Source organism: Sphingobium sp. TomTYG65, assembly GCF_055395525.1.
The window spans coordinates 746284-757892 of record NZ_AP027330.1 but is presented as its reverse complement, the minus strand read 5'-3'; the positions used below and the strand labels follow the sequence as shown (position 1 = coordinate 757892).

At 57.4% G+C, this 11609-nt stretch carries 10 protein-coding genes; 2 read left to right on the top strand and 8 right to left on the bottom strand.

Going from position 1 to position 11609, the window contains the following annotated elements; translation table 11 throughout:
* Nucleotides 1-19: 19 nt before the first annotated feature.
* Entirely contained in the window at nt 20-277 is a 258-nt protein-coding gene (locus ACZ5Y5_RS03775) for a helix-turn-helix domain-containing protein (protein ID WP_464809866.1), read from the bottom strand.
* A gap of 79 nt (nt 278-356) precedes the next feature.
* Here ACZ5Y5_RS03775 and ACZ5Y5_RS03770 point away from each other — a divergent pair, with 79 nt between their 5' ends.
* Together ACZ5Y5_RS03770 and ACZ5Y5_RS03765 are read left to right on the top strand one after the other, a co-directional pair.
* Nucleotides 357-671, top strand: a complete 315-nt coding sequence (locus ACZ5Y5_RS03770) for a hypothetical protein (protein ID WP_464809865.1) — start codon at nt 357-359, stop codon at nt 669-671.
* A gap of 3 nt (nt 672-674) precedes the next feature.
* Nucleotides 675-1109: a hypothetical protein gene (locus tag ACZ5Y5_RS03765; RefSeq protein WP_464809864.1), complete on the top strand. Its 435-nt coding sequence runs from the start codon at nt 675-677 to the stop codon at nt 1107-1109.
* A gap of 97 nt (nt 1110-1206) precedes the next feature.
* On the opposite strand, the gene ACZ5Y5_RS03760 is transcribed toward ACZ5Y5_RS03765, so the two are convergent.
* From ACZ5Y5_RS03760 to glgC, 7 genes are all read right to left on the bottom strand, one after another.
* Entirely contained in the window at nt 1207-2646 is a 1440-nt protein-coding gene (locus ACZ5Y5_RS03760) for a hypothetical protein (RefSeq protein WP_464809863.1), read from the bottom strand.
* 595 nt (nt 2647-3241) lie between these two features.
* On the bottom strand, nt 3242-3724 hold the full coding sequence (locus ACZ5Y5_RS03755) for a hypothetical protein (protein WP_464809862.1): 483 nt from the start codon (nt 3722-3724) through the stop codon (nt 3242-3244).
* 471 nt (nt 3725-4195) lie between these two features.
* A complete protein-coding gene (locus tag ACZ5Y5_RS03750) occupies nt 4196-5950 on the bottom strand; it encodes a DUF6538 domain-containing protein (protein WP_464809861.1) in 1755 nt (584 codons plus the stop codon).
* A gap of 200 nt (nt 5951-6150) precedes the next feature.
* Complete coding sequence (gene npdG / locus ACZ5Y5_RS03745; RefSeq protein WP_464809860.1) at nt 6151-6816, bottom strand: NADPH-dependent F420 reductase; 666 nt, start codon at nt 6814-6816, stop codon at nt 6151-6153.
* Nucleotides 6817-7013: 197 nt separating this feature from the next.
* Nucleotides 7014-8882, bottom strand: a complete 1869-nt coding sequence (gene glgX, locus ACZ5Y5_RS03740; RefSeq protein ID WP_464809859.1) for a glycogen debranching protein GlgX — start codon at nt 8880-8882, stop codon at nt 7014-7016.
* Nucleotides 8879-10327 (bottom strand): glycogen synthase GlgA, encoded by a 1449-nt coding sequence (gene glgA, locus ACZ5Y5_RS03735; protein WP_464810462.1) that lies wholly within the window; start codon nt 10325-10327, stop codon nt 8879-8881. Before glgA ends, glgX begins: the two co-directional genes overlap by 4 nt.
* Before the next feature lie 17 nt (nt 10328-10344).
* Nucleotides 10345-11604 (bottom strand): glucose-1-phosphate adenylyltransferase, encoded by a 1260-nt coding sequence (glgC, locus tag ACZ5Y5_RS03730; RefSeq protein WP_464809858.1) that lies wholly within the window; start codon nt 11602-11604, stop codon nt 10345-10347.
* Nucleotides 11605-11609: the final 5 nt, after the last annotated feature.

Below are 11609 nucleotides of genomic sequence, written 5' to 3'. Positions count from 1 at the left end.
TGATCACCGAGCTGAGGCATTAGCGAGGGGTGGGCACCTGATCCAAAACGTTCAAGGCTACCCCCAACTGCCGGGCAATATCCAAAAATTCAATGACATCTAGCCGCCGCTCTCCTGTCTCATAACGTGAAACAAACTGCTGATGGCGACCCAACGCCTTGGCTAGGGCTTCCTGACTAAGGCCCTGATCCCTTCGAGCGGTAACAAGTTTGTCGATCAATTCCCTATAGCGGGGATCATGGGCTTTATTGCCCTTAGCCGACAGCTTCGCTTCCATAGCGAAGTCATTCGGCTGCCTTGCTTTTTACACAAAAAGCGTGTGAATCATTTACACAGATTCTGTGTTGAGGGGGCCAATGATCCTAACAGTTATCGCGCTCATGCTGGCGACGCAGGACCCAAGCGTCCAACCCATGCTGATCCCGGCGGACGGGAAGAAGCATAAGCTACAGCACAAAGGCGAGACCTTCGAAGTCCGCAATTTTGGTGATAAGATTACCGTCTATCATATCCCCACCTTCTTCGGTCGAAAGAGGGGTGCGATTGTTCGTGACTGGAACAGGGAAGTCGCCCGGCTCACCAGCGGTTGCGATATTGACGATGAATATGTGGACCCGTTCAGCTTGCAGCTTCAAGCGAACCTGATCTGCCATCCTGTAGCGGGGAGCTAAAGGGTGACGGAACCCGCTAAGGATATGCCGAGGACGGAAACGGCGGTTAAATGGGGCTGTGTTGCTGCCCCCTTTATCGCCATCCTTCTTGTCGTCCTAAACGCCAATGACATGTTGACCTTCACCAAGCGTGCCGATCCAAATCATGAATTTGCCCAATGGGCAATGGCGAGCGCTAGGGACGCCATGAAGGACCCGACTTCCGTTAAGTTCAAAGACCTTACTGTCAGCGCCAAGGGGCGCTGCATGTACGGCCAGATTCTTGGACGTAATAGCTACAGTGCCTACAACGGCTATCAGCCCTTCGTATGGATCAACGGGCAAACCTTCATCGACAGCAACGACGATACCGACGCCATGATCGCGGCGATCAGGGCCAGGAATAATTGCATGAAGGCGATGGACAATGCCGTGCCGCTGACCATAGCCGAGGGGTGACGAAATGAAGGGGGGCGTATGTCCTACCCAGCCCTCGCCGCTTGACGGGATTCGCCGTCCACTGCCGACCCCGATTAATAGGGAAGCTCACACCCCTTCAATGCGCCGTATGTCCGGCACCCTTCCTATGGGTGCTGATCGTAATATGCGGCGCTATCCCCACATGCTTATAAAAGCTGTCAAACAGGCACTGCGCCGCAATCTCAGCCTTCGATTCTGGTACCATCAGGGCGTCGTGTAGAGGCAGTGCCGGTATGTCATGAACGTAGGCCAGCGTCTTCACAGCAGCGATTACAGCGGTGCTTTCGATGAACTGCAAGTCGCCCCAGCCAATAGGGTCCTTCGCCCATTCCTCCATTAGCGGTAGGTGTTCCAATATCTTCCGCTGCGTTTCTCGGAACGGGTAATCCGCCTGTAGCTCGCCGCCCTTGGTTTCCTCATCATCCTTGTATCGCTTTACCGATTCAGAAGGCCACCGCTTATGGAAGCCGCCGTGACCAAGAGTGATCGAGACCCACGTTTTTACGATGCCGCGTGGTACGTCCGGCATATCATAAGGATCGGTGGCGGGCAGCGGTACGCCCATGCGCTGGTGCAATATCGTTAGGTAGCTGGCCCGCAGATCGACCTCTGCGATGGGTTCGCCCCTGATCGTCATACTCCGACGAATATGCTTCCTTACGTTCTGATATCCCTTGCCGATGCCATGGCTATACAGCCGCCCACCCTTGCTGAAATCTGCACCATTCTTGTCACCCTCACCGAAGACCCGGACAAAGCGATGGTGTAAATGGGCGGGCTGGATATCTTCCTTGGCGAAATAGGCGGATAGGTCGTTAACGTCTGCACCGAGGGCCGCGACATGCGGGAGGCTGAAATCAACCGGCAGGGCTTCACCCTTCTGCTTCCTCCCCTTTTGATCTTTCCAACTCGTTCCCTTCAACATGATCGGGTCGGCAACCCTTGCGGGCCGTGGCGCTGATGCAAAATGCGCGGACCATAGTTCCGGGAATATATTATGAGTCTTTGCGAGGTCGATCAGCTTTGGCGTGGCCTTAAACCTAGTCGCCATCCCTCGTTCAAAAGCACCAGCGGAACATTCCTTGTATCCGGTCATGACCTCTAGGAAGCCTTCTCTCGCCAGACCTTTCACGACGTTTGTAAAGGCACGATAGCCTACCGGTTTCCCGGATGCCGTCTCATTTCCAAATGTCCCTGCCTTAAAGCTCTTTGTAGCCGTCGACCGGAACACGACCCCCCCTTCTCCCTCCCCTGCCGCCTTAAGCAACATGGGGACCGTCATTTCCATTGCGTTGATAAATTCATCAGGAAGCTTGTTACGTCTTCCCATGAGAGGCTTTGCGGATTCAATAAGGATTTCAAGAAGAACCCTAGCTTCCATAGAAATAGATTTTAATAAGAAGGAAAGATAAGAAGCTTTCTCTATAGATTCATCTATTGATAGAGGTTTAGGTGTATATAGTTTGAAGGTCTTTTTAGAAATGTAATCAAGATAATAGGGGCAATTTAGACTCATAAGAAGGCATCTTTATTTATTAATACATACGTGAAACGCTTTCGATGGACATTGATCGTCCATATAACCGAAAGTTTCACACTACTCGATGAAGGAGGGCAGCGTGATGCAATGGCACGAACGGCAGGACAGCAGACTCCCCTTGCCGGTGATCGGATGGCCCTACATCAGCATGCGGGTTGTCATTTGAAGCTATGGGAGGCGTTCGCCCTCATTCATAAAGTCAAAGCGTAGTTGTGTAGATTCCATGGGTAATCCTTACGTCTAAAAATGAGACGAACAGCGGAATTACAGAAGAATCCTATGGCATCAACGGCTTGTGCTTGTAATAGTGGATGAAGTCTTATTCGCCTTCTTAGACAGGTTGTTACTCGGATTATTTCTAATATGTAACCTGACCATAAGTTTAAACAACTTACAGCTATGTTTAGGCGGAAATCGGATTGCGAGTTAAATTCGATCCGAGACACGTTAATGTGTATTATGCAATTAACACACCTCCAGTTTGCCTGTGGCGGAAATGCTGGGCGCAGAAAGCAAAGAGGGCGGTTGGTTCGGCTGTTGGATCAGCAATTCGCGGGAGAAATGCCAAAGCTCACTGCCGCAGCAGCTTGAAGGGGACGCCAGCAGCATCAAGTTCTTCAACAGCTACAATCTGGCACGACGGGATGATCCCAAAATATAGCCACCAACTTTTTGCCTTGCGCCCTTCCTGACCGGCGGCGCTTTCCAATTGCTCGGGAAAGCCCGGATCGCAGTTCTTCCGTGACCATGAACGCCAACGCTTGAGCTTTCGGTCGGCAGAAGGAACCTTGACCGTAAGTCGGACCTCCCGCTTGTTTGTCAGCAAGGTTCCTACAGGAACGCGAACCCCAAACATGCGGTAATGAATATCCGCATACTCTTGGTCGATAGGCATACCTCCCAGATCAAGGCCGTGCCCGAAAGGGCTGGGGTCGCTCGTCAGATTAACGGCATTCGTCGCCTTAAAGTGGCTTATCGGCGCTTCTCCAACTGAAAGGCCGTTTGCCAAAATGGGTTCGAGGCAAGCCGTCGCGGTATAGTGGTAAAGGATCATGCTAATCTCAGTCGTGGCAGTTGGACTGAGGCCGCAGCACCGGGGGCGTTTCGACCTCGGTTGCTCATTGAGCGCAAAATTTCAGGGCTGGCAATAGCCCCGATAATCCCGTTCCTAAAGACGCACTATTAGAAGGAAGATTAACTAATAATCGTTTATTTTCAAATTGATGATCGATTTTTGAAGCTGATTTAGGCGCGAAATTTTTTTCCATCGACGGAAGAAAATGCGGCGGAGGCTTTGCCCGGTCGTGCCGATCCCTACCCCGCTTACACCTACGCTATTTTAGGCTATCTGCCGTGATTAACATGCGATTACCGGTAGGAATGCTGGTCACAATGCCGTGACGGGAAACCTCAACAGCAAACATGGTCTAGATTCCCCGTAGAAGGCCCCTAGGGCGCGATGTGGAGGACTGCGCCACCCAAGTAGCCAAAATAACAAATACCTCCTGAGTGGGCTTTAAATCAACTAAGTCAGTATATGAGGCGAAGGAGGAATAATGAGTCCTTTAAATTTGCAAGATCGAACGGCAGGATAGGTATCTTCAATAGGAATTTCACCAATATAACGCCGGTCGAGTTCATCCTTGGCGTGTCCAACCACCTCGTTTATGAAATTGGGGTGGAGGTTGTATTCATTGCTTTGCAACATGCCCTTAAAAGCGCCCCTGAACGAATGGAAAGTTACTTCCTGTCGAGCGCCAGCAATCAGCTTGTCACCCAACATATTCGGAATCACGGTTCTATTGAAGGCCCGGAGAATTTTTCCGTTAGACCACGCTTTATCATCATTGCGCCCGCTATTCTTGCCTTTCGGCGGGAGCCAATCGGGAAATAGTCGGTCTGCCCCCGTTTTGCGGACTTCATCAACATACCGCACAAAACCAAGGTCCACCAACGCATCTAGCAAAGGCACTTTGCGGGGATAGCCGCCTTTCGTCCGTCGATATTGATTGTCCCTAATTAGAAGATGCGGCGTTGCGCCATCAGTGACCACCTCTGCCAGCATCAGACCGCCGAGTTCACCTGCACGGCATCCGGTTAGGGCAGCGACCACAGGAACCCAATATTCCTGGCCTTTTAACCTATATTCTCCGGGTGCATGAATGTTTGTTTCCGATGCGCAACCAGTAAACCAAGGATGCTGGAAGATTAGGTTCATTTCCGTGATAGTGAGGCGTCTTTTCGCAGGCATTATCGCCTTGTTGGGTCGCTCCACATAGGCGTCGATCTTAATGCCGCTGGCTGGATTTGGTCCTGCGAAACGCTCCCGATCAACTGCGTGTCCGATGACAGCGCGTAGCAAGCCAATGCGTTTCGTGACAGTTGCGCGACTAGGGGGCCGAACGATGCTTCCTGCGGTCTTGCCACCCACCACCTGCTTCGCCAGATATTCGGCATAACCTTGAAAGTCCCGACGGGTCAGTTCATCGAGCCGCTTGCTCCCGAACAATTTTTCAAACAGGCGAAGCGATGATTTAACTTCCGATTCGGTTCTGGCTGGCAACTTTTTGTGCGCTAGATATTGATCCACCGCATCGCTCAAAGTCAGTGCGTTCCCCTGCGCAACGCTGCGCTGACCTACAAGCTGCGGCGCTCTTCTACCATCTATCAACGCTTCAATGTCATCGCGGCCCTGTTTAATGCCAGCACGAATAGCACCGACTACAAGACCGAAAGCGGTGGAACTGGCAGGTGCATCCCATCGCTCAACGTCTATTATCCATGTTGCGGTATCGGCAGGCGTGTCACCCTGCACCTCCCCTGCCCTTGCGTTCAAAGCTTTGGCTGCTTCCTCCGCATCAAGTTCAAGGTTATAAAGCAGCCGCTGATATTCCTCCGCGTGCGCCGCGCTCACGTCCGCCATTATGTATGCGCGTTCGAACGGCTCGACCGTTACCCTTCTATAGCGGGCAGTCAGTGCATCAAGGTCAGCTTGGTTTACAGTGCGAAGAGGCGATGGTGGAGCCGCGAGCAGCTTCGCCGCCTGCGGCATTACCCCACCAGAGATGGACGCTAAACGCCGCTCAAAGTCCGTATGGACCCGGACCGCAGCAATAAATGCCTGCCCTTGATCCTTGGTCTTCAAGGAAGCCCGGAACAGAGGACGTGACTGAAAATGATGTGCGTAGTGCGCGGCATGGCGCTTTACGCTTTCGGGAACCCTCCGCACATATTGATAAACGCCGTTGCGCCTTTTCACATATTTAACGGCGGCGGCCACAAGCTCATCCTTACCTGAATAAAGTATCACACTTTGTCTCACAGTAACGATGCCAATCGCCTTTAAAATCAATATCTTTATGGTTTCGTTATCAGAATTTTCCTGCCAAAACTAGTCCAGCAGGGCTCACCACCTTCACCAACAGACATTGAACGCGAGAGGCTCAGGAGCCTCTCTACGTTCTTCAGATTTCTGCCCCCTCAGACGCCCGTTATGCGTATGCCGGATCCGGGCACCTTATATTTGCGATTGAGGGCGATAAGGACGGAGGTCAGCCCTTCGGCCACCACCGAATTGCAGAGCGGACCGGCATTCCAGGCTCTCAGGCCGATCTCCTGCGCCAGCGCAACCACCTGGTCAGCGGCCTCCGGATCGTCGGCGCACACCAACACGTCGCATTCAATTTCTTCGTCCAGCTTGGTGAGGTGATGCGCGCTGATATTCTGGAAGGCGGATACGACGCGAACGCCGTCACCTAGCATCTTCTGCACTGCTTCCACAGCCGACCCCCCGTTGGGGAGCTGTACGCGGCTGACCTTGGGGGGCATCAACGGGACGGTGACGTCGATGAGGATCTTTCCAGTCAGTCCGCTTTCGACATCCTTCACCGTCGACTGCTGCGCGGCGTAGGGGACGGCGAGGACGACGATGTCCGCCTGAGCGGCTGCCTCCGGATTGGCTGCGCCAGTCACGCTGGTTCCGCCCAGCACCTCGTTCATCTGGGCAGCAGCTTCCTGCGCGCGTTCAGCGGTGCGGCTGCCGATAATCACCTTGTGCCCCTTGTGCGCCCAGCGCAACGCCAGCCCGCTGCCTTCCTTGCCGGTCCCGCCGAGTACGGCAATCGTCGCCAGCTGTTCATTTTCCATTACTCACTCTCTCCTGTTTGTTACGGCGCTTCAATCGCCCGTTGATCTGCATTGCCCGCCTTTGCCAAGACGCGCTCCGGGAATCAGATGGTAGGGCGCAACCGGTCGCACTTAGACCGGCTGGCGCATCAACGCGGCAAATTTCGTATTTTTTCGGCGCGCTAATGTCTGGCCGCCCCGCCTCTCCCCTTCTTAAGCTATCCTGTCAGGGCGCTGATCGACCGGGCAGGTACTTCGATATCCGCGCCGCTAATGCGGAAAAGACAGTTCTCGTCCGTCCCGTTGACGCAGAGCGAAAGGCCGGACTTGCGGTAGCGCATCACCAGCCGCCTCCGGCCCGCTTCTTCCCATTGTGCCGGGCTGAGCCGCTGCCCATCCTCGCCCAGCCACTCCACGTCAGCGTCCGTCAGCAATGCAGGATCGCTCAGATCCGCCCGCCCCGCCCGCAGCGCCGCCATGGCGAAGGCATGCGCCTCGATCTCCCGATCCCGCGCCGCCCAGTCGACCCAGCCGATGGCATTATCCTGCGCATAGGCATTATTATTGCCCTGCTGCGTGCGGCCAAACTCATCACCCGCCGTCAGCATGATCGTACCGCGCGAACAGAAGAGCGTGGACAGAAGAGCCTTAACGTCACGCCTACGCGCATCTGCGACGGCAGGATCGCCGCTCACCCCCTCCACACCGTTGTTCCAGCTGAAATTCTCGCCATGGCCATCGCGATTCTGCTCGCCATTGGCTTCATTATGGCGGTGCTCATAGGCGGTCAGGTCAGCCAGGGTGAACCCATCATGTGCTGCGATGAAGTTGACTGTACGGCTGCTGTCTTGAAACAGGTCTGACGAACCGGAGAGCCGTGTCGCCATCGCCCCAAGCATCCCTGCATCCCCGCGCCAGAACCGCCGCACATCGTCGCGGTAGCGATCATTCCATTCCAGCCACGGCTCACCGAACCGGCCAAGCTGATAGCCGCCCGGCCCGATATCCCAAGGCTCGGCAATCATCACTCGATCGCTCAGCAAGGGATCCTCGCGCATCCCCCGCAACAATGGCGCGTGCGGGTCGAAGCCCTGCGGCATCCGCCCCAGCGCCGGCGCCAGGTCAAATCGGAACCCGTCCACTCCCGCCTCCGTCACGAAATGCCGCAGCGACGACAGGATCAACTCCTGCATCGCAGGATGATTGCAGTCGATGCTGTTGCCCGTGCCGGTATCGTTGATCAGCCGCCCGTCCGCCTCATGCCGAAACGCGCTTCGCGCATCCAATCCGCGCAATGACAGCGTCGGCCCCAGCGCATCGCTTTCCCCGTCATGATTATAGACCATGTCCAGGATCACGCCGATGCCCGCCGCGTGCAGAGCCTCCACCGCCCCGCGCAGTTCCGCCATGCCACCCGGAGCCAGCCGGGGATCGAGCGCGAAAAAGCTCACCGGATTATAGCCCCAGGCGTTATGCAGCCCCAAAGGGCCCAGATGCCGCTCATCGATCCAGGCGGTTACGGGCATCAGTTCCACCGCACTCACATGCAGCCGCCGGAGATGATCGATGACAGCCGGATGCCCCAATGCCGCAATGGTCCCGCGCTGCGCCTCCGGCACGTCAGGATGCAGCATAGTGAAGCCGCGCACCTGCAATTCGTAGATCAGCCCGCCCTGCCGGAACAGCGGCGGTGCTGGCTCGCTCCTGGGCAGCGGCTTTGCCACCACGCCCTTGGGCATCAACGCCGCCGTGTTGATCCCATCCTCCCGCGGAGCCGCCAGTCGCGGATCATAGACAAAGGCCCGGTCAATCGCCCGCGCATAGGGGTCTAGCAGCAGCTTGGCCGGATCGAACCACATCCCCGCCTCTGGCTCATAAGGACCATCGGCCCGCAAGCCGTAGCGTGCGCCTTCTCCAACGCCCGACACATCCAGCGCCCAGCATCCCTCATCATCCCGCTCCATCGCGACCCGCGTCTCGCGATCCGCCGCATCGAACAGGCACAGCCAAAGTTGGGTGGCGTCGGGCGCGCGCACCCGAAAGCGCGTGCTGCCTTGCCCTACCCCGGCTCCGAAAGCCGCCGTCACGCCACGCCCTGTACCAGCGACTGGAACAGCGCGGCATATTGCGCCGCGCTATGCTTCCAGGAAAAATCGGCCCGCATGCCGGCCCGCTGCATCGCCTGCCAAACGGCTTTGTCCCCATACAGCCGGATCGTCCGCGCAATTCCGCCATGCAGCGCCAGCGGATCGGAGGGCGCGAACACCACCCCCGTCGCCGCGCCAGCCCCTACGGCTGCCTCATTGGCATCGATCACTGTGTCCGCCAGCCCGCCGACCCTCGCGACGACCGGTACACAGCCATAGCGCAGCCCATAAAGTTGGGTCAGCCCGCACGGCTCAAAGCGTGATGGGATCAGGATCGCGTCTCCGCCCGCCTGCATCAGGTGGGACAGCGGTTCGTCATAGCCGATATGCGCGCCCACTCGCCCGCGATGCCGATCCGCCGCAGCCAGGAAGGCGCCCTCCAGCGGATGATCGCCCGACCCCAGCACCGCCAGCTTGCCACCCAGCCCCACCAGATGGTCGATGGCCTCCGCCACCAGATCCATCCCCTTTTGCCATGTCAGCCGGCTGACGATGATGAACAGCGGTGCGTCGTCACGGTCCAGCCCGAAATGCTTCTCTACCGCCCGCCGGTTCGCCGTGCGCCCACCCAAGGCTCGCCCCGTATAACGCCGCGCGATCAACTCGTCCGCGCCTGGGTCCCAGATAGTCGTGTCGATCCCGTTCAATATGCCATGGAGCCGGTCTGCGCGCCCGTTGATCAGTCCGTCCAGTCCCATGCCGTGCATCGGAGATCTGATCTCATCGGCATAGCTCGGGCTGACGGTCGTGATCGCGTCTGCTGACACAAGGCCCGCCTTCAAAAAGCCGATGCCTCCATAATATTCGACGCCGTCGACGCCCCAAGCCTCAGGCGGCAGGCCCAGTCCGGCAAACACATCCGCGCCGAAACGGCCCTGGAACGCCAGGTTATGGATCGTCACCACCTTGGGCACTGCGTGGGCCGGGCCAAAGCGCATATAGGCGGCCGTCATCGCCGCCTGCCAATCATGAGCGTGGACCAGATCAGGACGCCAACCCTTGACGCCCCCTTCCGCTATGTCCGCGCCCGCGCGCGCCAAAGCGGCAAAACGCCGCCAATTATCCCCCCAGTCACGGCCCCCGGCGTCGCCATATGGCCCGCCCTCGCGCGCAAAGAACTCCGGTGCATCCAGCACCAGCAGGTCCAGCTCACCGGCTTTCGCCGCCAGCAGCGCTGCGGGCGCTCCGAACAGCGCCTCGTAACGCCGCACGGTCTTTGCCTTGCCCAATTTGGAAAGGACCGAAGGATAGCCGGGCACCAGCGTGCGTACGCCTATGCCTTGCTCCGCCAACGCGCCTGGTAAGGCCCCAACCACATCGGCCAGCCCCCCCGTCTTGATCAGAGGATAGATTTCGGACGCGACCGAAAGAAGCTGCATCGCCACTATCTTGCCCAAGCCCCTCAGTTCGCCAGCCGGTCGATCATATATTGCGTAATCAAGCACACCCCGCTGTCCGTCCGCCTGAACCGCTGAGCATCGAATTCCGGATCTTCGCCAACCACCAGTCCCGACGGGATGACCACTTCGGAATCGAGCACGCATTTGTGCAGCCGCGCGCCCCGGCCGATCACGCAATCGGGCATGATGATGCTCTCGGTGATGGAGGAAAAGCTGTGCGTCCTCACCCCGGAAAACAGCAGGCTCTTATGCAGCGCGGAGCCCGACACGATGCACCCGCCTGCGATCAACGAAGAAGTCGCCGATCCGCGCCGACCCTCCTCATTATGCACGAACTTGGCCGGCGGCGTGACTTCCGAATAGGTCCAGAGCGGCCAGTTGCGGTCATAGAGGTCGAGCGACGGTACGACTTCGGTCAGGTCGATATTCGCCTGCCAATAGGCGTCCAGCGTCCCCACATCGCGCCAATAGGGAACCGGCTCGCTCTCCGCCCGGACACAGCTGCTTGAAAAGCGGTGCGCCACCGCTTTCCCATGCTTCACGATATAGGGAATGATATCCCCGCCAAAGTCGCGCCTGCTGTTTGGATCATCCGCATCCCGCCGCAATTCCTCGATCAGAAAGCGGGTTCCGAACACGTAAATGCCCATCGACGCGAGCGCCATGTCGGGATTGCCCGGCATGCTCGGCGGCTTCTTGGGCTTTTCGACAAAGGCGGTGATGACGTCATTTTCATCGACATGCATGACGCCAAAGCCGGTGGCGTCGCGCAGCGGCACTTCCAGGCATCCCACAGTGACGTCTGCGCCGCTGTCGACATGCTGCTGGAGCATCAGCTCATAGTCCATCTTGTAAACATGATCGCCCGCCAGGATGACCATATATTCGGGCGCATAGCTTTCGATGATGTCGATATTCTGGAACACGGCGTCGGTCGTGCCCTCATACCATTGGCTTTCAGAAATGCGCTGGCTGGCGGGCAAGATATCGAAGCTCTCGTTTCGCTCGGGCCGCAGGAAGTTCCAGCCGCGCTGCAAGTGCCGGATCAGCGAATGCGCCTTATATTGCGTCGCCACGCCCATGCGCCGAATGCCGCTGTTGAGCGCGTTGGACAGCGCAAAATCTATGATGCGCGCCTTGCCGCCGAAATGCACCGCGGGCTTGGCGCGCCGGTCGGTCAGCTCGGCCAGGCGGCTACCGCGTCCGCCCGCCAGCACATAAGCCATGGCGTCGCGCGCGATCGGCTGGTTTCTGGCTTGCATAGGGC

Bases quoted from the DNA above. Each gene is read 5' to 3' on its own strand.
- ACZ5Y5_RS03775 (WP_464809866.1), bottom strand. From the start codon at position 277: ATGGAAGCGAAGCTGTCGGCTAAGGGCAATAAAGCCCATGATCCCCGC.
- ACZ5Y5_RS03770 (WP_464809865.1), top strand. From the start codon at position 357: ATGATCCTAACAGTTATCGCGCTCATGCTGGCGACGCAGGACCCAAGC.
- ACZ5Y5_RS03760 (WP_464809863.1), bottom strand. From the start codon at position 2,646: ATGAGTCTAAATTGCCCCTATTATCTTGATTACATTTCTAAAAAGACC.
- ACZ5Y5_RS03755 (WP_464809862.1), bottom strand. From the start codon at position 3,724: ATGATCCTTTACCACTATACCGCGACGGCTTGCCTCGAACCCATTTTG.
- npdG (WP_464809860.1), bottom strand. From the start codon at position 6,816: ATGGAAAATGAACAGCTGGCGACGATTGCCGTACTCGGCGGGACCGGC.
- glgC (WP_464809858.1), bottom strand. From the start codon at position 11,604: ATGCAAGCCAGAAACCAGCCGATCGCGCGCGACGCCATGGCTTATGTG.